A 24,188-nucleotide genomic window follows, 5' to 3' on the forward strand; every position below is an offset into this window, starting at 1 on the left:
ATTCTTACTGCGTGGCTATTGGTCGAGTTGAATGATAAAGCCGTCGCTATGGCTGACAAAAGCATCAGTGGGAATTTCAGAGCTTAAACAAACGATTGTTACTGCCGAAAAGGCCGCCATTAATGCAGTCACCAAATCGAACTTTCATCGCGAGTTTCTCCGTATTAGCGGTATGACCCCGACTGATTACTGCCGGACTGCGGTTGAAAATCTAGAACCTGATTGAGGAAGGTACTGATATCCCAGACGAGTTACCGATGAATAGCGGCCCGGCTACGGGTGCCTCCATCCCGGCAGACAATCTCTTCGCCCGGCTCTTTTTCCTCGATGAATGTTTGATGGGTCTACCAACCACCACCGCCACCACCACCGGCCCCTCCACCTGACGAACCTCTGCCAGAAGATCCTGAGCCACTCGAACTGGAGCTATAACTTGAACTGGAGCTTGAGCGGCTGACTGGACTGGGTGCCGACATCGATGATGTTCGGCACGATTGACCGAAATTATTTATCTTATACCAATCAACATCATCGAAAACTTCAGACATAACGTTATGGTTAATAAGATATTGCGTAAAGGTATTCGCCCAAGTTTTACCGACATCTAATGCCAAAGCATAGGGCAGCATACTTTCAAAATGAGCCACCAACTTGTCCGGTGGATAAAGTGTTTCATAACGGTGCTCTTCCGCAGCACTGAGATACCTCTTCAGCCCGTTGACTATCGCCAAGCTATTCAGCCCTTTTTGGCTATAGCGTGGGACTTTGATAGCAAACAGCAAACATAGCAGCGCACAACCCAATAGTGCCCCTGGGTATCCTGCTGGGATCACCTGTGACGAATGTAGCGAGAATAGAGCAAAGCCGCACATAAGAGTGATAGGTGTGCCCACCAGCAGTGCAAAAAAGATAGCGAAGCCATTCCAGCGATTTAAAGCGGCTCTTGGATTAAACAAAAATCTTAGTGGGAAAGAGAGCAATATGACGCCAAGCCAAAGAAATAGCAGGATAAATATTGTCACTATTGCCATTCCAACATCGAAAAACACGCCACAAAGTACCGGTGTCAGCAGTGTAATGAACAAACCTAACCAAAGGGTTTTCCCCCTGTTGCAAAACAGGGCGGCCTGTTGCTTCACACAACGATTCTCCAGTTCCCTGCGCGCATTTTGCATCGGTTTCTGGTGAGCTTTACTGAGATTAATTTTTCCATTCTTACCGGGAAACAGCAAACTCAGTATTTTTCTATCATCGACAGTCAATGATTGAGAGGCATTTTCGGGCAGACGAGTGAGACATTGCTCTACCACCGAAGTACGGTTGAATAATCCGCGCGGCTTGGTTTGACTCACTTTTTGCGTAATTGCCATTCCTCGTTTGGCAATTAAATCCAACAGATCGCTAGTAAAACCAGCATCATCATAATTACGCTGATTAACATAGCGGGCATAACCTGGCGAGAATCCCTTAGGAATTGCGTACAACGGCACCACTGTCGGCATCTTTAATTGAGGAGTGATAACATTTTTCCGCCACCAAGAAAGATAATAGAAAGCGAGCAATAACAATGGGATCCACAATACGCAGGTTTGCATCGTTGGCAGGAGCATATGACGCCATGGAGAAACTGCTTGTGGTGCTGGGGCCGCGGCCAGTATGTCTCGTGGCCAGGTATAGGCAACGGTAAGCCCTTCTCCTTTGCCCATTGGTTGTATCGTCTCGACACTGCCATCGGCCAGAACCCGAGCATTATCCCCTTTCCAACCCACGGGTCCGGTATACACATCGATTGATTTCAAGCGACTATCTTTACCGGTAGAGGTCAGAAATTTTGCTTGCTCAGGTAACTGCAAGCTAAAACGTATTTTATCAATTGGGTAATCCCACCCATTACCCGTGACATTCCAATACAATTCATCCCAATTAGGAAAGCGACTGAAATGGTTACGGACTTTATATTGAATTTTATAGTGATAGATACCGGGCGAGAGAAGATGGTCAGCACTGCCAATCTGTAATTTAAGCCGCTTACTATTTTTATCGACGATGAAAGGCTCAGAGACGCCGTCGCGTAGCACCTGCTTTATCTGATAGTCAACATTGAAAATCTTCTCATCAGGCCGTTGCCAACTCAGTGGTAACGTCCGGAAAATTCCGCGTTTAATTTGCTCCCCAGTTGATAAAACCTGAATATTTTCATCAACCAGCATTGTGCCATCTTCAGCAAAATAAACTTGTGAATCAAACAGTAAAATATGCTCACCCACACTCGGTGCCACCCACGGATCTTGAGGAAAATCAGGTTCAACCTCGTGCCCCCCTGCGGGTGCCACACTGACTTCACTCACCGAGATATTTTGTGTTTCAGCGAGTGATAAGGGGCTCCCCAGTATCAGAAGTAACCACCAACCTCGACGAATCACTGCAAGCAACGTTGCCATAACCTCACTCCATCCGTGGTAACTTAGCATCCTCAGGATCCTCTAGCTCAAAGAATGCACCTGCCTTAAAACCAAACAGTTTTGCTATCAATAAGCTGGGGAAGGACTCCACTGAAATAGTTAAATCTCGTACAGTTCCGTTGTAATAGCGGCGAGCCATCTGCAACTGCTCTTCAATATCCGCAAGTGATTGCTGCAAAGAAAGGAAGTTTTCATTGGCTTTCAGCTCTGGATAAGCTTCTGCCAAAGCAAAGACGCGGCCCAGAATGCCTGAATACGCGCGTTCATTTTGAGCTATTTGGCTGGTACTGCCTTGCATATGGCTACGTTGACGGGAGATCTCTTCCAACAATTCTTTTTCATGCTGCGCATAGCGCTCAACAAGACTTAGCAGGTTGGGGGCCAAATCGTGGCGACGTTTTAATTGTACTGCAATCCCGCTCCAGGCTTCATCTTTATAGCGGCGCAGAGCAATAAAACGGTTGTAAGTGATAATAGCCCAGATAACAACTAAGCTCACCAGAGCTAAACCAAGATAAATTTCCATTTCAAATTGTCTCTCCATAGCGAAATAGGGATAAAAAATACCTTTTTATTTATATGGATATTATCGCACTCTGTTACTTCGGTAAATTAGATAGGGTATACTCGACATTGCACACCAGACTGCCACTCTGGCGATACAGGTAAAACAGTTTGCCTGGTTTGATTCTGAGTTCGGGCACCCTATTTAAAGAAACCAGCTTAAAAGCTGGTTTTTTGCTTTCTGGCGTGGGCTCTTCATCTTAATCCATCGGTGGGTATTCACCGCTTTGCGGCTGTGATGGCAAATTGGATTGTGGAGCGGCTCTGTCGCATTATCTCTTCAGAGGTAACTAAACTTGAAATGTGTCGTTGCCGTATAATCACCGGGTTGCAATGCGTGGTCTGCTATTTTCTCAATACGGGCAAGAAATGGGATTGTATTACCGCCAATCGTTAATGGGAGCCAATCTGAGGCGCTGTTAATAGCAAGCATATTATTACCATAGTAAATGCCTAAAGCCACACCTTTAGCCCCTGAGCTGCTGTCCAGAGCTAGGCGACCTGGAAGTCGCGTTTCTTCCGTACCTAAAAACTGAACGGATACATTCTGGAATGTATCCGTGTTGCACTCTGACAGGTTTAGATTGAATGAATGCCAACGCCCATATTGTTGGGTTTGCAATTCTCGAGTTGATGTCTCGCCCATCTCAACGATAATGTTTTTATCGTCACCCAGAATGTTGCAAGCGGCACTTACCACTTGGACGTGGAACGTGACTGCCGTATCCGAGATTATCGTACCTTCCGCCCGTCCATTCCCTGACGCCAAAACAGCGATACAGAACGCAGATAAACGCACTAAGTAGGAAAAATCTATTTTCATTTTGTGTCTCTTCATAAAACGTAGTGGTAAATGCGTGCAGTGGGTTAGTTGTAGTTAAAGCGCAAAATGATATTTTTCTCAGTATCACCAAGTACCGCCGGGCCTGAAGCATATAAACGTGCCGTATAAACTCGTTCAACAATACCGCTCAAAGGGGTCAGTTGATCGATAAAAGGGGCAAACTCATTAAAGTTCACACTGTTTGCAAAATCATCTTCTATTTTTAACGTTGAACCATTGCCCATATCCATTCCATCAAGGCCGAGCAGCGTATTTCCTGATGCTGCGGCATCGAAATTAATATTTAAATCAAATCCTCTATCGCAATCATCTCCACCGTCCGTTGAAGCGTTAACGTGAAATGTTGACTCAGCCACAACGCCCGCACTGGCATCGTTCCAAGACTTTACTGGGCCAAATTCGACATAATTGTTGTGTGAAACCGTAATGATCGCTGAGCACTGCATCACCTCAATATTATGTAAACCCGAAAGCGTTAAACCATAGTTACTATTCGGTATGCTGTTAACTCCACCCACGCCATCAATCTGAAACACTCTTAGTGAGTCAACACCTACGATACCCCCAGTAATATCGCCCGTCTTTTCCAGATAAAGTTGTACCGTGATGTTCAGCAAGGTGGGTTTTGCGGGAGGGGCGATGCCACTTGGCCCTGGATTGACCCAGGAACCCGTACTAACACGTGAAGCGGTTGTACCACCATTAGCTATAACGCCTAAATCGAGGCCGTTATAAATAATCCCGATCCCGATACCTTCCCCAATAACACCGCCTGCTGGGTTAGGGTAAAAATAAGACATTTCACCGCTAGATTCGACGCTTTTATAAGCCCAGCAGGCTAGAGTACGGGTGAAGCTTTTGGAGGTCCACAACCGACTCCCCACCGGCAAAGTAGTGGGTATTTTTAGCGCGCCGATATCTTCATAATCATTCACTGTGCCAGTCACCGTACCCAGATGGCATTCCAGAGCCAGGGCATCGAACGACAACAGGCTACCAAGTAACAGGCCAGCGCCAGAAATAATGGCTCGTAGCCCCTCCGTGGGTAGAAAAAGCATAGGGCATTCCTTTATTTTTTGACTGAAACGAACATAGATAGCCTCAGAAAAAAACTGAAACTACAGGGTATCCATACCTGCATCACAAAAGGGAGGGCTGGCAGAGATTTTGTGTGCAAGTAAAAGGTAACTCCGTGTGACCACCGAAATCATTAACGTAATACAGATAAAATTTATCCGTCCTGCCGTTAGTTACATCCACATTGATATTCCCCTGCGGGGGGACCATGAAAGCGTTGCCCTCTAACAGGCGTACCGGATTTGGGGTCGTATTCTTGGCTTGGCGCAAAATATTGCTCACCGTGACGTAATAAGGCGTTGGGTTTTCAATCCTGAATTGTTTGCCGGACTTTATAATTTTCAACCTGTGCTGCCAAACTTCACCCTTCGCGGGTGTAATAGGTTGTGGTCGGTAAAAGACTTTAATTTCAGACTGAATGGCAATTTGTAATACATTGGCTTTATCCGGTTTCGGTGGGATTTCCCGCACATTTAAATAAAACAGTGACTCTCTGTCCTGTGGTAAATGTGCCAATTGCCCTGTTTTTACCAAACTGATCAAACTGTGCCCTTTGGGTTCAATACGCTGCAGCGCTGGAAGTGCCATCAAGGGCATTGATATTTTATTGCGGTTTTCATCCGTTAACCAAGATTGCGCAAGGAACGGGCTTTCAGCATTTTGATTCGATAACATCACCGTTATAGATTGTTCATTGTCATTAAAAATGACGCGGGTACGATCGAGGTTGATAGCGCTGTTGGCATCAGCTAATACCAACAGGCTGCCAACCAATAAACTCACAGGGAGTAATGGTAAAGGGATCTTCATATTTATTCTCCAGGTACTGCGTGATGCTGCACTTGTTTTATTTACAAGGTAATAATAATTGTTCTAAATAACCGACAGAGGCAGGTAGTGTGACTTGACACTGTGGCTTTCCGTCCCAGATAACAGATAATGTTTCGTTGCCAGAAATGCCGGTGATGTAGGCCACTCCTTGATCAGCAACCATCGCCACATCATGACCTTGACTATTTCTTACACGAGCGGAAAAAGGGGGTGATTGGCCGTTTTCAAGGGTAATGGTCGCGAGAACTTTTTCCCCACTGACCACGTTGAACTTTCTATAACCAATAGCCCCCTCCGTCAGCGTCCCCTGCAATACAGTGGTGGTTGCCTCGAAATTTTTGGGCAGTTTTTGGAGGTCTATCCGCGTAGAAACATCATAATAGCTGCTTGTATTGGCAATAACGGCCAACCCTGACTGATTGGTAATGACGCGACTTTGGGAAAAAGATACGCCAGGCTGCCCATCAGTATCGACCATGATACGGGTTCCACCGTAACGTCCTGGTGGATGAGCGGCCACGCCGTGCTCCGTGGCTGTTATTCCACCGCGTAATGAGCCACTCAAGAATGTGTAACGACTTTGTTGCCAAGCCATACTGATACTGGCATCCGTGGTAGATGCTTGATGATTGTAATTGCCGCTGAGATAGCTGTTTTCTTCGCTGTTATAGCGAGTGGCCAAGCTCCAATTAGCGTCAGGCCCACGATTATTCGAGTAAGTGAGCGTTTGATTAACATTATTGTTGAAGCTGCTTGCGCTGTAGCTCACTCGTTCTCTATCTCGCAGTGGAATAGAGAGACCCAAATAAACGCTGTCATCAGTACGCTGGTTATACGTTGTCTTATAGGCGGAAAGGTTAGCGGTAACGCCTCTGATTTCCCCGAGATCAAAATATTTGTTTAAAGAGAGCCCGTAGCGATCCTGTTTAGCCACATTCCAAAATGTGCTGTGGGTATAGGTCAGGTGAGTAGACATCCCGCTCAGCAGCGTGTTGTTTCCCTGCGAGGCAAAGTTTTTGGACACCGTTATGGTATAGCGCTCTTTTTCATTTTGTTGGGAATAGTCGTGATTCAGCGCCGACAGAAACTGAGGCATGCTCATAAATGTCTTTTCAGAAAAACGGTACCCTGCAAAATTGACCTGGCTATCAATACTTTCAAAGAGTTTGGACCAGTTGAGAGAAAAAGAATGTCCCAGCAGTGTTGATGACTCTTGTGGCAACGAGGCACGAGACTGTGTGACATCAGCGGACAAGGCTCCGAGTAAATAAAGGTTTTTTCCTACCCCTGTCGCCCAGGACTGATAACTTTCGGACAGTAACGACCCCCCATAGACTGACCATGAGTCACTGAGCCCCCAAGAAGCCTCGGCAGAAGAAAATACCGGTCCCTGAAAATGATGATCGGTATTCGATGGACGCCCGACTGACAGTTTGTACTGGACATGCCCAGGGCGTGTCAGGAAGGGAAGATTAGCCGCTTCCGTTTGAAAACGTGAAACGGAACCATCTTCTTCGGTGACGGCGACATCCAGAGTGCCGCTAATCCCACTTCTGAGATCCTGGATCGCGAAGGGGCCAGCCGGCACAGTCGTTTCACGTATCACGCGCCCGTTTTGGGTTATGGTTACTCTGGCATTCGATTGTGCAATGCCCCGCACTTCCGGTGCATAGCCCCGTAAGGAAGGAGGTAACATATTGTCATTATTTTCTAACGTAATCCCTGTAAAACGATAGCTATCAAACAGGTTACTGCCGGAAAACATTTCGCCCAATCGCAGGTCTGCAGACATCATCGGCAGTGGACGATAGGCATAGTATTGCTCCCAAGAGAACTGGTCCCGCTGAGTTGAACGGGATTGTTGCCGATAATACCGATAATCGGCACGATAACGCCAAGCACCGAGATTAAAGCCCGTCGTGCCATTGCTACTAAGGTAACGTTCTGATCCCATGTTATTGGCATTATGTCGTACCGTACCGACCAAGTTATAGTCCAGAAGGATACCCTTGATCCCCGAATCCCATTGTTCAGGCGGGGTCCAATTTTCATCGCTATAGCGCAGCCAAGCTTGAGGAACCGTAATATCCAAATTCCCCATACCGATACGGTTAGAAATCTTCACGCCAGGGATGAAGGTGATATCGGCACATTCATTGTTATTCCACAGAACAATTTGGCTGCTAGCTTCTTTTTTTAATGCCAATTTGTCGGCAATATCAGGCGTAATGCAGACTGTCGACTTGTTATTATCGGGTCCCGAAGGCAGAAATCGCACCTTACGTTGCTGAATTTCTCGCGTGTTGACCCTGATAGACAACAGATACTCGCCTGGGGAAACATAATCAGGATCAGTAAAGTGACTTAGGTCAATTTGTTGGCGTTCATTTACATCCAGAACATTAATATTAAATTCTGTTGCATACAGCGTTGAAACACCCAGCGGAAAATAAGAAACGCTGAAATACAATAAGATCCACTTTTTTCTGCTGAACAGTAATTTCAACATAATAATGGCACCAAAATTTAAATTATGTACACATAATATTATTGATAGGGAATGGCGAAATTTATAAATCAATAAAAAACTCTAATAAATCACCTAAATCTTTCATCATAAAAAATGAGTTCATTCTTCTCTCCATAATTATTTCAGGGGCGTCCGTGCCATTAGGTTCCTGTTTATATTTTATATATAGGAAATAACAAAATTGGCGGTAGTTGAAAACTCACCGACATTGATAGCAGTGGCACTTGGGAGTTTTTCTACATAGGTAGTGAAAGTGAAGTTATTATCCCCATTTGCCAGTACTGATTGATCGACAGCAGGTGTTTCGCCATCAAACTTAATTTTACTGCCTGCATATTCAACAGCAATGCCCGCACCGGTCGCGCCCCCGTTCAAAGCCAATCGATCATTCGTACCGGTAGCGGTACCACCGTTGAAAACAATCGTTGTCGTCGTGCTAACATCAAAGGTGCAATTCTTTAGTGTGATATCGAATGTTCGAATATTTGACGTTTCGCCACTTTCAAGAACGGCCTTGCTGATTTCACCGAACTCCACCGTTTGTTGTAAATCGTTTTGAGAAACAGAACATGGGGTCTCAAGAATTCTTCCGTTAAAAGTGACAGTACCATTATGTGTACCATAATCAGCAGCATTAGTATTAAGAGCAAAAGCCATAGTGATGGCCGATGCCAGTATAATTTTTGATAGTTTCATAATTTATTCCGTATCTGTTTTAATTTAAACATGTGCTTCTTAAACACACTTAACAAGGCTCTCTTTGCAAAGCCTAATATCGCTCAATTAGAATTTCGTCCATGAATAAAACCTCCATTCCGAATATAAAAACATTGACTTATGACAGGCTTTATCCATGCCGCCCATTATCCCGAAATACAGAAACTATTCAATACAAACGTCTGGCTAACTAATGTTTTTCGATATAACACTTCAATCATTCAAATTTAATTAGACCAATGAACTTTGTAATTTGTAATTTGCGACCATTATGATTTTCATTGTTCGTAAATTTAGAGTAATCCACCGAACGTTAATCGGATAATTCTCATGATGAATTGCGCAAACGGGATAACATGAAAAACGGAACGGTTTTAAGATGAGATATCTGCATTAATTTATTGTTATAAAATCACTTTATAGATATTCAACTTTGGTTGTTCGAGCACCAAAAGATGGTGTGTGAATATAAGCCAATCCGAAAGCCACTCTCCTTGGCTTCGAGTTCGCTGGCTGCATCTACCATTACCACGCATCCTGAATATACTGAAAATCAGCCTTATCGGAAATTACGGCGACGACGACGTAGAACCCCATTATCACTGGTGTGACAGGGGTGGCTAATATTCATTCTTATTACCCTAATTTAATTGAAATTCCGTTACTTCAAGATCCTGTTTACATATGAAATTATCATGATTGATTTTTTAATATGCGATCACTTTTTTTGTCAAACCAGTTTTTATTAAGAACAGGATTGAAAAATAGAATTTTTTAGAGGCAGTTCTATATCACACAAAAATAAAAAAATATAATACGCCAATTTGACCGAAAAACCTGAAGCATTAATTTAAAAACCAATTCATATGCGACCTAAAATACCAATAAAAAATTACATCCGCGACTATTTGTATCGTAAAATTATTTACAGATGGTGTTAAAGGCTGAATAAAATAATTTATTCGGAATTTTAGATCGTGTATAGTCTCAACTCTGGCTGCTTTGATTGTGTTGCTGGTTTATGATTTTAGCTTAACTTCATCATTGTTTCGTGACAAAAATGACTCTACATGAGGGGGCATTTAATTAGTTAATGGGAATAATCCAGTACAGGCTATTTTGATGGCAGAGTTGACACCCCTATTTTTAGCTTCTCAGCCTCGCCTAAGAAATAATAAGGTTATTACAATGGGGCGTTATTTTGCGTCAGAGATGTAGATGCAATCAAGATAGTCTTAGCACCCTTCTCTCATATTATCGCAGGCCAGCTAAAAAATAATTGCCGCTCTTTCACTCAAATCACTTGATTTTAATGTGACAGAATTTTCGTTCCTCTTTTCTAGATTGTGATTGACATGAAAAATAATGCCAGAGAATTACAGATGCTAATTCAACTACAGAAGCTATGTTTGGCCCGTATGGAGGCAACAGGCATACTACACGCCCCTCCTCCTGAACAGTGGCCAAAGACACGAGAACTGGCTGATTTGTGTGATGAAAATATTTATGCCGCTCGTATCTTGTTGTTAAAACTACAGAAAGAGGGGGTTGTTCATTGTACACCTCGCTCTATCGATAATTCTCTTCGGTGGTTTATTAGTTTCAAGTAGACGTTAATTTCTATTGCAACAGGCCCTTATTATTTCTTAGCATGGAAATAATACATTTTTTTATCGATAATCTTAGTACGTAAGCTCTGCCGAAGTGGTGCTCAACGAGTCCTTATCCTAACGCTCTTTTTTCTCATAAAGGCCAGTAAAACAAAAAATCGTTATACATTTTCAATGGTGATAAAGCGTATGAAAATCAATATTGCTCAGGCTTTAGTCATGTTGTTGGAAAGTTGTCGAGTAAGGCTGCGTTTGGGGTGTCAGGCGGTTTTATTGTACCAATATGGCAAGCTCTTGAAGCTTCAACAACGATAGATACTTACCATTGTCGCCACGAATCCGGCGGTGTTTTTTCAGCGTCCGAATTTAGCCTATGTGAAGATGTCCCAGCCGTGGCATTTGCGACCGCAGGGCCAGGTATTACGAATGCTCTCACAGGATTGAAAGCCGCGAATATTGATGGTTCAACTTTAGAAACGGGCTCATTTAATTACGCAAAATCAGCGGAGTACGACAATAGCGAGAATGTCCTCGTGATTAAAGACATGCCTAAGATAGTGTCACAGTATCAGGAGCATTTCGCTTCCCGATGGGCAATATCTGAACCCTTCAAGTTAAAAAAGCGGGCTAGTCGCTCTCCACGATAATGGCCTTTTCACCCGCTTCTCGCTCATAGGCGCTTTGATTACCTTCATAAGCGCCCCATCACTTCATTACACTCAACACAAAAATGAATTAATAATAGTTGATCAAAAATACAACTTTGCCATCTGCCCTACCCGGCATGGCGCTCGCTTTTGTTTGAATAAAACGCGCTACCAGCGGAACTCGTATCGTAGAACTCCCGTCTTTTGGTAACGTCACCCTTTGTTCTGCCGAAAAGTTAAAGGGTGTCGGCGTTTGGCTGCTACTTCCCGAAGCAATCTGTATACCCACGCCCGATGCCGCACCAGATACCGACGAATCGATAGCCATAATCCCATTCGCGGCATCGATCACTTCTGTTGTGGGCGTCAAACGTACACCAATGCTGTTATTTATGGAGGAGGAAATCGTACCCGCTCCCGTATCAAAGTTCATCATCTGTGTGGTATTAGTCTGATTATAAAAACCGTGGAACGTGGGGCAATTAATCAGCGAAATTGAGGCATCAATCCAAGGCGTGCTCGAATTTATCCCACGAAAATTGTCACGTATATCATAGGATCCCAAGTTGACATTAACATCGGGAGTCGTACAGGTCTGCGTCGAGATGGTCAGATTCCCTTGGAACGTGACGCGGTTTAATGCAATGGGTAACCCTAAAAGTGATGGACGAGAGCTCGTGGGAGAATTCACCATATTATCGCTAGCTACTGGTAGACTTGCTGCCGAAAGAGAATAATTACCTGGCGTCAATGAGCCTATTTTAATCAATGAGATATAGCGCGAGGCTTGTTCGAAAACAACCCCCCCGCTATCTTCAGAAACCACATCTTCATCACGATACCCGAAGTTGGTAAGCGTCGCTGGCGCATGATTGTTGTAACGTGATATGGCCACCCCAATCCCAGGGATGTTGGTTTGATAGATTGCCCCAGCAAAAGGCCCTGAATTCCACCCGCTGAGAGGAAGTGGTGCTTGTTCAATCCCGACCGCCCAGTTGAATACAATACCCGGTGCATTACACGCCACTTGTACAGATGGCGCATTCCTCCATACGCCTTGATAGATAATCGTTCCTAACGGCATATCAGCACCTGCAGAGATCACCGGCGGACTTAACGGCACAGTCAGTGATGTCGAACTTGAACCTGATGCGTATCCACAGGATATTTCCGCCCAACCATTGTGACTAACCGCAGCCAACAGCACGCCCCCCAGCAAAACCACTATCTTATTGATCGAGAACTTCATTGGTCATTCCCCATTTTTTACTCACGTTGTATGGCTGTCGCCCTGTGCTCTTCAACTTAGTTCTGAGGCACACATGTCGAGGTAAAACGCATCATTTCACTGACTTTACCGTTAGCAGTTTGCGGCGGCAGAATATAGTTGAGGTAACATTGTTGGCCTGTGTCCTCACCCCAACTGACTTGCAAGCGACCCCGTTCTTCGCTGACCCGCGCATAAATCTGCCCACCCTGACCGACAGAACCCACCACCTGATTTTTCGCGTCTAAAACTTGTGCTCCAAAAGGCACCGGTTCGCCATCTGACTGAGTGGCATTCACTAATATTGGGTACCCTTTGGTGCTTTTATATTTCACCATCACCACCGCACCAGCATTCGGGGCCACTTTCTGACTTGTCGACTCCAGCTCTACGTCATAAGAGGTGCCTTTCGGATCGATGGTAATCTCATTCATCTGGTACGCCGTCAGATACGGCACCACGGCATAGCCCCGTGAATCAATTTTCACGCCGGAGTAGCCGGATACTTCCGCGCCTTCAGCCCCTTTGGCTTCCACCACCGCAAATGTTTCGCTACTGTACGGCGTTAATGTCACACCACCGGGATGAGCGATCATGCTGCCGGAAAGCCCGATAGAGCCACTTTGATAACTGCTGCTACCGCCATAAGAGGCCATCGTGGTGGCTTTAGAACCGCGGTACTGACCGTTGACACTGCCACTGGCTCCCGAACCACCGTTGCTGTTCATGGCGGTAGCCCCATAACTGAATTGGCTTTGCTCGCCGGCACTGCCTGAGACCGACGCTTGTTCGCCCCAGTCTCCCTGACCGTTGCGGTTCATTTCCAGTCGCATTTGCGGCACGTTAGCCTGGTCATTCCGCCCTAATGGGAAGCTCATACTGAGCAGATAAGTATTCTGCATCTCGCCAAATCCGGAGCGACTACGGTTAATGCTGACGCCATAGGTCATGCTTTTATAATTATTGCTGTAACCCATCTGATACTGCTGGTCACTGCCGTCCTTATTCCAGTAATCCTGCAAAGAACCACTGATATACATCTGACCCCAACCGTCCGGTAATCCCTGATTGGCCGTCACGGTTAAGCGATTTTTCGCGCGATAGATACGGCTGGCATCATAGCCCTGCCGTTCAGCATCAAGGGTTTGCATCGCCGTGGAAAAATCCAGATAGCCCTGAGTCGAAAAGCGGTGTGCCGCCACACTCAAATTACTGTTGGTTTCAGCAATCACTTTGCTGTAACTGACCTGATAGCTCTGGCCACTTTCATTGCCGCCCCGCAGACGAGTATTGGCCTGCGTCACGTCAACCGCCACCGCCCCAATCGGGGTACTGAATGCCGTCCCGACCTGTACAGCCGCGTAATCTTCACTGGCCTGCACACCGGTATAACCGGTAATGCTGTTGTTCAGACCACGCTGATAGGTTCCCTGATAAAGACCAGGGGTAAAGGAGAGTGAATCGTTACGCACTTTACCCACTGTCAGGCTGTAGCGCTGCGAACCAGGCCGCAGTAACTGCGCCACTGCCGCAAAGGGTACCTGAAAATTCTGTGTGCTACCGTCAGCTTCACGTACCGTCACATCCAAATTACCGCCGTAACCGGTAGGATAGAGGTCATCAATGATAAATTCGCCGGGAGAAACGGTGGTTTCATACAGCACCTGACCGCTTTGGCGCACGGTAACCAATGCATTGGTGCGCGCAATCCCGCGGACTTCTGGTGCATAGCCACGCAATGATTCAGGCAACATGCGGTCGTCGGTACTGAATTGCGCGCCGGTAAACGGCACAGTATCGAACAACTGCCCAGTCGTGTTGGATTGCCCCAACAACACGCGCCCCTTGGCTGCCGGAATATCTCGCTGCACATAACTGTTAATACTGGTGTATTTGCTATCACCCTGTTCTTGCCAGTTATACGAGCCGTTATGACGGAAATACCATGAACCGAGGTTTAATCCGGTGTTAATCCCAGCAAAAGCTGAGTTAAATGTCTGTCCATTGGATGAGCTGCTGTAGCCATTGAGTGAATAGCCCAACATCCCTGACGTCACTCCGCTGTCCCACAAAGCCGGATTCACTGTGCCACGGGCTGTCCGAAGCAACAGCGCTTGTGGAATAGCGATATCCAGTCGTTGTTCCCCACTGTCAAAGGTCACCTGAGCATTAGGGAGCAATGACGCCAAATCGACACAGCCCGCTTCTTTTTTTAGCGGGGCCAATGATTCAGACGGTAAAGCTTCAGTCTTGAGATTAAGACTGGCAATGACCGATGAAGATAAGCAGGCATGGACACTTTTATCATCACGGGCCTTAAATTCCACATTCTCATTGCCAATCAGGGTATTGTTTAAATAAATATCAGCGCGATAATTACCGGGTAGCACGCTGCCCCCTTTCGAGAAGCGGCTTAAATCAATACCGGAGCCACCGTACTCGGTATTGAGAAAGATACCGTCAAACTCAGCAGACTGGGGAGAACTAGTTTGAAGGACGTTGGTTTCCCCGTCACTATCGCTATGCTCAACAGCAAAAATAGTCGGTGATAAAAAAGCAGTAATAAGCGCAGCCGCCACGGGCGTTAAACGACCACTACGGGAAAATGTCATTGCCGGGTGTTTCATTATTCAATTATTCCGTAGTGTACAGACGTATTCCGCCCCCACGAAATAGATGTGGTCATTAGCGAATGCTCTGTATGGCTGTTATCTGTTATATATAAATTAAGGCTTAATGGGCTGACTCAATTTATTGAGTGCGCCATAATCATTAACAAATTCAAAATCAACGCTATTTCCGGCTGTATTACCCGGTAATAAAAAGGTCAATGAATTATTAGGACTAATCATTTGTCCTTCAACCGGCGCGGTTTTACTGCCGGTAATACCTACTGTGACCAATGAAATATGAAACTGGGTCGGATTAGTCGCTTTGAGTCCTCCGGGGACTTTGGTCCAGACCAAAGATTTTGCGGCATCATTGGGATTACCCACTAACCCCGTGGGACGGAAGAATAATTTAATGCGGGAGCGGAATGCCATCTGTAAATAATTCTGGTTACTACCCGCATCTGCTTTAGCCGGTATTTCCAACACATTCAGCCAGAAAACAGATTCTTTATCTTTTGGTAAAGTATCACCGGTATAACTGATACGCAGTGTCTGACTTTTATTCGGCTCAACCCGATTGATTGGTGGCGTCAGTACAAAAGGCACTTTTAACGTTTCAGGACGGGCATTGACATCACCATTGTCAATCCAGCTTTGTAATACGACTGGCCCAGTGCCGGTGTTATTAACCTTGACCGTCACTTCTTTTTGTTTCTCCGGATAAATCACCCGCGTTCCGGTAATAACTACACTGGCCTGAACAGAGTATCCAGTCAATAAAATCAAGAGTAAGGTTGAGAAGGCAGTGAAAAAAAGACGGTTAATGCTGTTCATAACAACCTCGACACTTAATCAAAGAGTGCATATCTTAATTCTAGCGCTTGCCATCAAAAAGGGCAGATATCTGCCCTTATATATTTCTACGTGGCTCGTTAATACTTATTTGTACTGGATAGAATAAACCACGTTGCTGACTACAGTACCGGGAGTGGTTGCGCCATCAGCATAATATTGAACCGCATACGGCAATGAAGCAGAGCCTGTAGAAGCATCAATATACGTGGTGCTGGTCGTCTGATTGCTGTTGCCTGCTTTAATTGGTGTCATGGCGTTAGAAGCATCCAGAAGCTCTAAGCTAACCAGACCCGCAGTACCGCTCACGTTCTTCAGGTGGCCAGTAACCACATCGACACTCGGACCCGCTTCAAAGAAAGCAGAAACTGTTTTCAGCGTGCCAGTACAATTGCTCAGCGCCATGCTAAAACCGGTGTTGCCAGCAACCTGATTAGCAGAAGTCAATTGGCTGGTACCCACAGTTGGCAGTACAACTGTTGCATCTGCACCCTGGCCGTCGACAGAAACATCACAAGTAGAAGCGGTCAGTTCACCGTTAAAAGTAATGGTACCGGTAGAAGCGGCTTGAGCAGCGTTAACACCAGCGAATGCAGCAACGATTGAGGCAATAATAGCTAACTTTTTCATTTAAATTTCCAATTAGTAATAGATGTATGAGTTAAATAACTCAGTACTGATGTTTGTTCATTCGATTGTGGTAATGCCACAAGAATCCATTAGATATTTATCGCTGCTGGGCAATAAGAACAGTTAATGAGTTCTTTCAAAAACCCAGTAAATTTAGAAAATAAATATATGTATTGGGTAGCGAAATGACATCTTAAATATCTTTTATAGTAGGAGTAAAGCGAGGCTTTAATATTCACAATTTCCGTACTGTATATAAACCACCTTGGAATCCCTGAAACATCCTATTCACTGTACTCGCTGGCTATGAATTGAAGTATACACGATCAATTCATCTGGTAAATACCGATATTACAGATCAATGACCTGCAATCAATATTAATTCAAAGGATATTATTCTAAATTAGTCCTGCCAGAAGGTTTTTTAGATCGTACGAACACAAAAAGGTAATCGTAAATATTGGTTTAGATCATTTTGGTAGCTTATTATGTTTTAAATTTAAAACTTAAATTAATCCTTTTCCATATAACAACAAGAATAATCTTATTATTCCGACGATTAACACTACAAATTAAAATAAAACTCCTACTCAAATGTAGGAATTGGATCATTATTTGATCTTTTTTTAAAAAAATCCGCCTATATTTTTTATACTTATTTTCTATCAAAGACAAACTAACACAATGATTATTAATAAGTTAATTAACACCACAGTGTCAGAATTCATCTTAGGAAACTTTTGAATGTAAAGAACCGAGCACAAGCCATCCTGAATAGATAACTTCCCCTCTTACGCAGCCAATATAACTTTATAAGTTATTGTTTGCGGGGTAAAACACCATAAATTACATAATAATCATTTTTAAGCGCTAGAGTATTATCCTTAATTTATTAAAAACCCCACTTATTGATAATGATTATTATTAATAAATGGAGGCGATGATTATTATTAACAAATGAGCATCGAATAGTATAAATAAGGATAACAAAAAGACAGAATGTAAAATACGGGATTTATCTTGATACCTTTTCACTTAATATACGTTAAATCTCATTCCGTGATATGGGCTTTCGGCTGAGATTAATCATGACCCTGAGGGTATACCGAGACCACTTATCAAACAGAATACATCCTACGCATGGCCTATATTAGGCAGGCTACTATCCGCTGAGCGTAATGAACGAACTAGTTGCAAATATTGATTCGATTGTAGTGCTATAAAATTATCATACCTGCTCATACCATGGCGTTATTTTTCGCTGCAATACGCGCAGCCCCAACTCTAATCCTGCGGCAACGAAAGCAATCACGATGATACCTGCGATGACTACGTCTGTAGCGAGGAACTCACTAGCCGACTGCACCATAAAACCCAGACCTCGGGTCGCAGCTATCAGCTCCGCTGCAACCAGAGTCGACCAACCAACGCCCAAACCAATACGAATCCCCGTAAGGATTGCAGGTAGCGCATTGGGGAGTACCACGAAGCGTAACACTTGCCAGCGTGTTGCCCCTAGGGCTTGAGCTGCACGGACTTTCACCTGTTCAATACTGCGTACGCCAACCACTGTTGCAAGTGTAACCGGGGCAAAAATAGCCAAATAAATCAATAGAATCTTCGAAGTTTCCCCAATACCGAACCAAATCACTATTAATGGCAAATATGCCAATGGGGGGATAGGACGATAGATTTCAATCAATGGATCCAGTATCGCCCGTAAACGGTTATTGATGCCCATAGCAATCCCGACAGGAATACCAATGCTTACCGCAGCCAATAATGCGACCAGAATACGCCCTAAGCTGGCGGATAAATGCTGCCATAATGTGGCATTCATAAAACCTTGCGGGCTGGTAATAACCATCAACTGATGTAGCACCTGCTGCGGAGAAGGCAGAAAAAGGGGATTGATTAACTCGCACGCGGTGACTACCCACCAAATAATCAAAACCACTAATAATGTGGCACCGCTCAGTAATAGATTAAGGGAAATGTACCTGTATTTCTTCCGTTCCCCATGTGCAGCGACTCTATTTTTCAGGCCATAATCCCGTTTCATAATAACCCCTCGCGCTGTTCAAAAAATTTTCCGAGAACATATTCACGTGTACTAATAAATTTTGGATCAGACTTGATGGCGCGGCAGGCTTCGCCACTCGCGTAACGACGACCAAAATCAAGTGATAAGCTCTCCACTACCTGACCCGGTCCAGGGGAAAGTAATAGAAGTTTGCTAGCCAGAAAAATAGCCTCTTCAATATCGTGGGTTATCAGCAATATTTGTTTCCCTGTGTCACACCAAATATTGAGTAGTAACTCTTGCATCTGTTCGCGGGTGAATGCATCGAGCGCACCAAAAGGTTCATCCAGCAACAGCATTCGTGGGTTTGCAGCCAAAGCGCGGGCAATACCAACACGCTGACGCATTCCTCCGGAAAGTTGCCAAATGTGGTAGTTTTCAAAATCAGCCAACCCCACCTGCATTAATATTTGTCGTGATATTGTGTCGCGTTGTATTTTATTTATCCCTGCCAGTTGCAGTCCAAACCCTACGTTATTCAGGACATTACGCCAAGGTAGCAAACCTTCTGATTGGAAAACTACGCATCGTTCAGCGCCTGGAGATCTAACCCGCGCGCCATCAAGAGTAATATCCCCCGCAGAAGGGGTAATAAAACCAGCAACCAAGTTTAATAGCGTTGTTTTCCCACAGCCAGATGGCCCCAATATCACTACCAGTTCCCCATGACTAATTTGCAATGACACGTCATCAAGCACTTTCAGCCCGTTATATTCCGCACTAATGTGGCTAACATTCAACATACTGCGTCCTTAATTACTTCTGCATGACCTGAGCTTGTTGTACAAAGCGGTTGGTTACAAAGGCGCTGTAATCGTGCTCAACCTGAGATATTTTTCCCTCTTTTTGCAGAAACTTAGCGGTGTCTTGGATATTTTTTTCGACCGGTTTACCCAACTGTACAATCTGCTCTGCCAATGGGAGGTAGCGACTTCCTTTGACCAACCCCGGTACTTGGTCTTCACTTGCCCCACTTAATCGGGCTAGAGTGCTGATGTTGATTTTATTCTCAAGCCACGCATCCGGAGCCGTTAAATAGGCTTTCTGTGCAGCTAATGTACTCCTGACAAAAGCGGTTACCACGTCAGGATGACTCTGTGCAAAATCCTTACGCACGACCCAAACATCCAGTGTTGGGGCCCCCCAAAGTCCAACTTGCTCAGAGTCGGTCAACACTTTGCCAGTCTTAGCGAGTTCATTGACCACTGGAGCCCAGACGTAAGCTCCATCAATATCGCCTCGCTGCCATGCCGCCGCTATCGCAGCTGGCTGCATATTCAGGATATGAACATCTTGTTGCTCAATATCCCAATGTTGAAGGGCAGATAATAAACTGTAATGCGGAGTAGAAATGAACGGCACGGCGATTCGTTTTCCGATGAGATCTTGGGGCGTATTGATTGATTTTTTTACCACCAATGCTTCGGATGAACCTAACTGCGAGGCAATAAGAAACACTTCAATGGGCAGCTTTTGGCTTGCACCAACAGCCAGCGGACTGGAACCAAGATTACCAATCTGTACATCGCCGGAGGCAAGTGCACGTAACACACCCGAACCACTATCGAACTTGCGCCAATCCACTGTAGCGCCCGACATTTTGGCAAAGCTGTTTTCCGCCTGTGCAACCTTTGCTGGCTCGGCTTCAGTCTGATATGCGACGATCACATTGACTGCTTGAAGATCAGTTGTTGTCAGTGCTAAAACAAATATGGCTGAATATACAGATATAAAAAAATTACGTGTCATTAACGCCTACCCTAAATAAATTTCTTATTAAAAATCCAATGTTAGAAATATAATTTTTACGCTTGATTACCTATTATTAGGTTTACATCACCTATTCACTTAAATACTCGCATGACAAAACTCATGAGAAAAAAGCCATGCTCACCAACTAGAATAATGAAATCTAATTCATAACACTCACCTCCCCACTGTCAAGGCACATAATTACTTGATCTCCAGATTGTATTCTTTGGGTTGATAAACCTGTACCGACAATACAAGGAATACCATATTCTCTTGCAATAATAGCCGCATGGCTTAACACCCCGCCTTCATCGGTTACAATTCCGACTGACTTGACAATAACGTCCAAGGAATTAAATTGAGTCATAGACGTTATAATTATTTTTCCTGGCGTCATCACCGCCAGTCTCGCTTCTTTCAGACTCAGCGCATCATTACAACGCAAAATAACAGCCTCACCCTTTATTTTATTCTCACTACCACGACAAGCGACACTCCCGCTTAATTTTTCTTGTTTGTCAGTATATAACTTATGATATTCATCAACCGCCGAGTCACCAAACTTCACGCGACTGGAACCATTTGAAAATATAAAAATCATTTTTTCATTTCGGGAGATCTTTTCTTTCAGAGATAATTTCTTTTTATCATTAATCAAACTTAAAATCTCATTAATTAAGTAATATTGATTTATATCCTTCACCTTCTCCCCTGTTAATTTACTTACCGCCATGAAGAATGGCATCAAGATATAGTCAAAACTTGCCCAACACTGTTTTATCTCATTTCTGAATTTTTTAATTAGCCTGTATGTTTTAAAATGATTAGCTGGCAATTTATCAATACAGTCTGGTGGAGTATGAACCTCTACAGGATTCTCGAGCTGATGGTGGTGACTATTTTTGTCAATCCTATCTAATAAAGAATCGCAGGCATCATTATAGGTATAATGGTTTATCATCAACCATGGATATTTATCGAGATGACTCTTTATACTCGTTGTATCGATCATAGATTCTTCATTACATAGCGCTCGAAAGTCACGAGATTCATCAATTAAAGCCTCATGAGAAAGCCATTGATCAATCAGCTCAATCTCCTGATTATTAAGATAGTAATTGATATCCTCTCCGAACAATGCCGTAAACTCATTCCCAGTGGAACGGTAGTGACTTGTTAATTCACCATACAAATCCATAGTTTTCTGGAAGAAATCAGATAGCTTAGAGCAATTCATTTTTTCAAAATTTAAATTAGAAGTTTGTTCTTTAAAATTAGAAAATGAAATCAACAAACCTTCAAGCATCGATTCTTGAATAGATATATTTTTCTCTTCAAAAAAGAAATCCCCTATCATTACTTGGTTTTTTACATCATTATCAGATAGATAAGCGTATGTCATTCCCTTTTCCACATACATAAAAAAGTCATATAAGCCATTCCAAATAATGTCACTTCTATTACTTATTGCTAAATTTCGCGCATCTGTTCGCCAGCAAGGCTCACAATCTGACCACCATGGGTGGTATACCTTTTCATTCGTGGCCTCCATCATCGAATCTTTCGTTCCCAAGGCCGTTATGGGCCTAGATTGAAATATATAGGTCACACCATCACATACCCCCCATTCTAAATCCAAACCATTAATGACCATGATTTTTTCAATCTGAGAGATTAGAACTGCAAGATTCTTTAAGATATTTACGCTTATTTTTGCAACACCCGGTTGTGTCAAATATCTTTCTATAATTCTGTGTTCATTTTTATCAATAATATATCTATCTGGTGTATCTCTGCCTGAAACTAGATTTTCACAGGTGCCTTTTACTACTTCTATAATGATTTTATCTTTATGACCAGAGACAGGATCAGCAGAAAAAATAACACCTGAAACATCAGGTACTATTAACTCTTGAACAATGACGGACATACGCTGAATAGCATTAGTCTTTTTGTTATTTAGATAATAGATTGCATTCTCATTAAATATTGAAGCCCAGCACGATTTTACCTTCATAGGTAAATCGTCTAAAGTTTCACAGACATAACTGTCGTACAAACCTGCTGAAGACTCACTTTCGCCATCTTCAGATACAGCACTGGATCTGACTATAAATCCATTTCTCCCATCCAAAGAGTGAGCATGCTCTAGGATGTCCTCCAATAAGTCATCGTGAATATCACCCTTCATTATTTTATTTTTTATATCAAGTAAACCCGCTACACTGACCTGTCCTTTCATTGCAGCTAATGTTGCCATCTCATCCAAATGATTTGATTTTATGAATGATAAATACTCATCCGCAGTAATAACAAATCCATTGGGAACCTTAATTCCATTTAATCTAAGTATCCCAAGTGATTTTGCTTTTGGGCCAACCTTATCTACTTCCAAAAAGCCCGCCGATGACAGTGAATACACACCACTAACTGATTTATTTTTTGTATTGGAGAAATAACTCATCGCTAGATATAGTCCTTTATTATTAATGTTTTTATATTTTCGGGGCCTAGCTATTAATCGTGGTCGGCACAGAAAAAGTTAGAAATAAGATTTCAATAGACCTTTTCGGCGAATATCACTGGTTGCACAGTGGATACCACCGCCAAAAACGTAGTGATCTTTAAAATCTACAGGGATAGGCTGAATACCAATTTTTCGAAAAAAATCAATCGTTGGCTGTTCAGATGCCTCAACAATCACCCTTTGGGAATCGAGCATCAAAATGTTCATAGAAAGCCAAGCACTCGACATATGAAATTCTGCTTTAGCTATGCCTCTAGGCGGATAAAAAATTTCCCAACCTCCACGTTGAAACATGTCAAGAATCTCTGGAGAGAGGCAGGGACGGTCAGGGCAGGAAAGAACTTTTCCTTCACCAATAGGCACCCAAGTCGCATCCATATGCACTGGGCCTGGATCATGAAATTTCACTCGGTGAATACGATATTCAGGAGCAAGATGACGTTCCACCCATTGGATCCCGAGTTCATTCGTCACTTGGCTACGTTGTGCGAGTATATCCCGCCCAAAACGCGTGAAATCTGCAGCATCAAAGCAAGGTTCTGCCTCAGTGGTAATAAAACGACCGACTAAAGGGCCAACAGTAGCAGGAACTCCTGATTCACCACGAAACCAAGACATATCTTCTTCAGGATAATCCCAATCGTAAAGCGCATCAGGCATTCCTGACTTAGGGGCAGCCGTCCATTTCGCACCTTTCTTCCAATATTCCATGACTAACGGACGATAGCGAAGATACTCAAAATAGCGGCAACGTTGCGACATCGGTGCTTCAATAATTTGATCACCCACGACAAGAAGAACATCGCGAACATCTGCATTACAAAATCCAGATGCAGTGAAATACGGTGTTTTTGCTTCCATTGAGCCAAAATCAATTGGACCTGGACGGCGAACCGTGACCCCTTCCCTTTCTAAAACACATTGCAGGTTATCCAGTGCAGTAGCCGCTTTTCGCACCATCTCTGCAGGATAGGGTTTTCCGGCATTTTTTTGATAAAAACCCCAATATTCCTTTCTGATAAACGCTTTCATCTCATGAGTTAACGCTGGGATAGAAACCCCTTCAATGCTACCTACGATAACCTCTTCCAATGGGTCCCATTCGTTATAACTGCATACAGGAGAGGATTGTGAAATTTCTTCCATCGGGTAGTTCCTTAGTGAAGTAAGTCGGCTTATTACT

Annotated in this window: 17 protein-coding genes; 1 reads left to right on the forward strand and 16 read right to left on the reverse strand. The window is 43.8% G+C overall.

Annotated features, from left to right (window positions below):
* Positions 1-344: 344 nt before the first annotated feature.
* The 7 genes from BN68_RS13450 to BN68_RS13480 all read right to left on the reverse strand — a co-directional run bounded on the left by BN68_RS13450 (position 345) and on the right by BN68_RS13480 (position 9,004).
* Positions 345-2,441 carry a DUF2207 domain-containing protein gene (locus BN68_RS13450; protein WP_019211675.1) on the reverse strand — a complete coding sequence of 699 codons (2,097 nt, stop codon included), beginning with the start codon at positions 2,439-2,441 and terminating at the stop codon, positions 345-347.
* A gap of 4 nt (positions 2,442-2,445) precedes the next feature.
* Positions 2,446-2,988, reverse strand: a complete 543-nt coding sequence (locus tag BN68_RS13455) for a LemA family protein (RefSeq protein WP_019211676.1) — start codon at positions 2,986-2,988, stop codon at positions 2,446-2,448.
* Between the two features lie 318 nt (positions 2,989-3,306).
* Complete coding sequence (locus BN68_RS13460; protein WP_019211677.1) at positions 3,307-3,849, reverse strand: fimbrial protein; 543 nt, start codon at positions 3,847-3,849, stop codon at positions 3,307-3,309.
* A gap of 44 nt (positions 3,850-3,893) precedes the next feature.
* A complete protein-coding gene (locus BN68_RS13465; protein ID WP_019211678.1) occupies positions 3,894-4,928 on the reverse strand; it encodes a hypothetical protein in 1,035 nt (344 codons plus the stop codon).
* An 82-nt stretch (positions 4,929-5,010) separates the two neighbouring features.
* Positions 5,011-5,757, reverse strand: coding sequence for a fimbrial biogenesis chaperone (locus BN68_RS13470; RefSeq protein ID WP_019211679.1), 747 nt, complete (start codon positions 5,755-5,757; stop codon positions 5,011-5,013).
* Between the two features lie 37 nt (positions 5,758-5,794).
* Positions 5,795-8,287 (reverse strand): fimbria/pilus outer membrane usher protein, encoded by a 2,493-nt coding sequence (locus BN68_RS13475; protein ID WP_019211680.1) that lies wholly within the window; start codon positions 8,285-8,287, stop codon positions 5,795-5,797.
* Between the two features lie 180 nt (positions 8,288-8,467).
* Positions 8,468-9,004, reverse strand: coding sequence for a fimbrial protein (locus BN68_RS13480; protein WP_019211681.1), 537 nt, complete (start codon positions 9,002-9,004; stop codon positions 8,468-8,470).
* Between the two features lie 1,888 nt (positions 9,005-10,892).
* Here BN68_RS13480 and BN68_RS24505 point away from each other — a divergent pair.
* A complete protein-coding gene (locus BN68_RS24505) occupies positions 10,893-11,282 on the forward strand; it encodes a thiamine pyrophosphate-binding protein (RefSeq protein ID WP_019211683.1) in 390 nt (129 codons plus the stop codon).
* Positions 11,283-11,370: 88 nt separating this feature from the next.
* Here the strand turns inward: BN68_RS24505 and BN68_RS13495 are convergent, their stop codons facing one another.
* From BN68_RS13495 to BN68_RS13535, 9 genes are all read right to left on the reverse strand, one after another.
* A complete protein-coding gene (locus BN68_RS13495; RefSeq protein WP_019211684.1) occupies positions 11,371-12,531 on the reverse strand; it encodes a fimbrial protein in 1,161 nt (386 codons plus the stop codon).
* Positions 12,532-12,587: 56 nt separating this feature from the next.
* Positions 12,588-15,176: a fimbria/pilus outer membrane usher protein gene (locus BN68_RS13500; RefSeq protein WP_019211685.1), complete on the reverse strand. Its 2,589-nt coding sequence runs from the start codon at positions 15,174-15,176 to the stop codon at positions 12,588-12,590.
* 99 nt (positions 15,177-15,275) lie between these two features.
* On the reverse strand, positions 15,276-15,995 hold the full coding sequence (locus BN68_RS13505; RefSeq protein WP_019211686.1) for a fimbrial biogenesis chaperone: 720 nt from the start codon (positions 15,993-15,995) through the stop codon (positions 15,276-15,278).
* A gap of 105 nt (positions 15,996-16,100) precedes the next feature.
* Positions 16,101-16,643 carry a fimbrial protein gene (locus tag BN68_RS13510; RefSeq protein WP_019211687.1) on the reverse strand — a complete coding sequence of 181 codons (543 nt, stop codon included), beginning with the start codon at positions 16,641-16,643 and terminating at the stop codon, positions 16,101-16,103.
* A gap of 1,228 nt (positions 16,644-17,871) precedes the next feature.
* Positions 17,872-18,705 carry a taurine ABC transporter permease TauC gene (gene tauC / locus BN68_RS13515; protein WP_019211688.1) on the reverse strand — a complete coding sequence of 278 codons (834 nt, stop codon included), beginning with the start codon at positions 18,703-18,705 and terminating at the stop codon, positions 17,872-17,874.
* Positions 18,702-19,469, reverse strand: coding sequence for a taurine ABC transporter ATP-binding subunit (gene tauB / locus BN68_RS13520; protein WP_019211689.1), 768 nt, complete (start codon positions 19,467-19,469; stop codon positions 18,702-18,704). Before tauB ends, tauC begins: the two co-directional genes overlap by 4 nt.
* Before the next feature lie 13 nt (positions 19,470-19,482).
* Entirely contained in the window at positions 19,483-20,475 is a 993-nt protein-coding gene (tauA, locus tag BN68_RS13525) for a taurine ABC transporter substrate-binding protein (RefSeq protein ID WP_019211690.1), read from the reverse strand.
* Positions 20,476-20,638: 163 nt separating this feature from the next.
* A complete protein-coding gene (locus BN68_RS13530) occupies positions 20,639-22,942 on the reverse strand; it encodes a PEP/pyruvate-binding domain-containing protein (RefSeq protein WP_019211691.1) in 2,304 nt (767 codons plus the stop codon).
* 78 nt (positions 22,943-23,020) lie between these two features.
* Positions 23,021-24,151, reverse strand: a complete 1,131-nt coding sequence (locus BN68_RS13535) for a NarL family transcriptional regulator (protein WP_019211692.1) — start codon at positions 24,149-24,151, stop codon at positions 23,021-23,023.
* Positions 24,152-24,188 lie beyond the last annotated feature (37 nt).

The sequence above is a fragment of the Yersinia massiliensis CCUG 53443 genome (assembly GCF_000312485.1).
Classification (GTDB): domain Bacteria; phylum Pseudomonadota; class Gammaproteobacteria; order Enterobacterales; family Enterobacteriaceae; genus Yersinia; species Yersinia massiliensis.

Excerpts from the sequence above, each read along its gene's own strand:
- BN68_RS13505 (WP_019211686.1), bottom strand. The coding sequence starts at position 15,995 with ATGAACAGCATTAACCGTCTTTTTTTCACTGCCTTCTCAACCTTACTC.
- tauC (WP_019211688.1), bottom strand. The coding sequence starts at position 18,705 with ATGAAACGGGATTATGGCCTGAAAAATAGAGTCGCTGCACATGGGGAA.
- BN68_RS13470 (WP_019211679.1), bottom strand. The coding sequence starts at position 5,757 with ATGAAGATCCCTTTACCATTACTCCCTGTGAGTTTATTGGTTGGCAGC.
- BN68_RS13475 (WP_019211680.1), bottom strand. The coding sequence starts at position 8,287 with ATGTTGAAATTACTGTTCAGCAGAAAAAAGTGGATCTTATTGTATTTC.
- tauB (WP_019211689.1), bottom strand. The coding sequence starts at position 19,469 with ATGTTGAATGTTAGCCACATTAGTGCGGAATATAACGGGCTGAAAGTG.
- BN68_RS13460 (WP_019211677.1), bottom strand. The coding sequence starts at position 3,849 with ATGAAAATAGATTTTTCCTACTTAGTGCGTTTATCTGCGTTCTGTATC.
- BN68_RS13450 (WP_019211675.1), bottom strand. The coding sequence starts at position 2,441 with ATGGCAACGTTGCTTGCAGTGATTCGTCGAGGTTGGTGGTTACTTCTG.
- tauA (WP_019211690.1), bottom strand. The coding sequence starts at position 20,475 with ATGACACGTAATTTTTTTATATCTGTATATTCAGCCATATTTGTTTTA.
- BN68_RS13455 (WP_019211676.1), bottom strand. The coding sequence starts at position 2,988 with ATGGAAATTTATCTTGGTTTAGCTCTGGTGAGCTTAGTTGTTATCTGG.
- BN68_RS13480 (WP_019211681.1), bottom strand. The coding sequence starts at position 9,004 with ATGAAACTATCAAAAATTATACTGGCATCGGCCATCACTATGGCTTTT.
- BN68_RS13530 (WP_019211691.1), bottom strand. The coding sequence starts at position 22,942 with ATGAGTTATTTCTCCAATACAAAAAATAAATCAGTTAGTGGTGTGTAT.
- BN68_RS13465 (WP_019211678.1), bottom strand. The coding sequence starts at position 4,928 with ATGCTTTTTCTACCCACGGAGGGGCTACGAGCCATTATTTCTGGCGCT.
- BN68_RS13495 (WP_019211684.1), bottom strand. The coding sequence starts at position 12,531 with ATGAAGTTCTCGATCAATAAGATAGTGGTTTTGCTGGGGGGCGTGCTG.
- BN68_RS13510 (WP_019211687.1), bottom strand. The coding sequence starts at position 16,643 with ATGAAAAAGTTAGCTATTATTGCCTCAATCGTTGCTGCATTCGCTGGT.
- BN68_RS13500 (WP_019211685.1), bottom strand. The coding sequence starts at position 15,176 with ATGAAACACCCGGCAATGACATTTTCCCGTAGTGGTCGTTTAACGCCC.
- BN68_RS13535 (WP_019211692.1), bottom strand. The coding sequence starts at position 24,151 with ATGGAAGAAATTTCACAATCCTCTCCTGTATGCAGTTATAACGAATGG.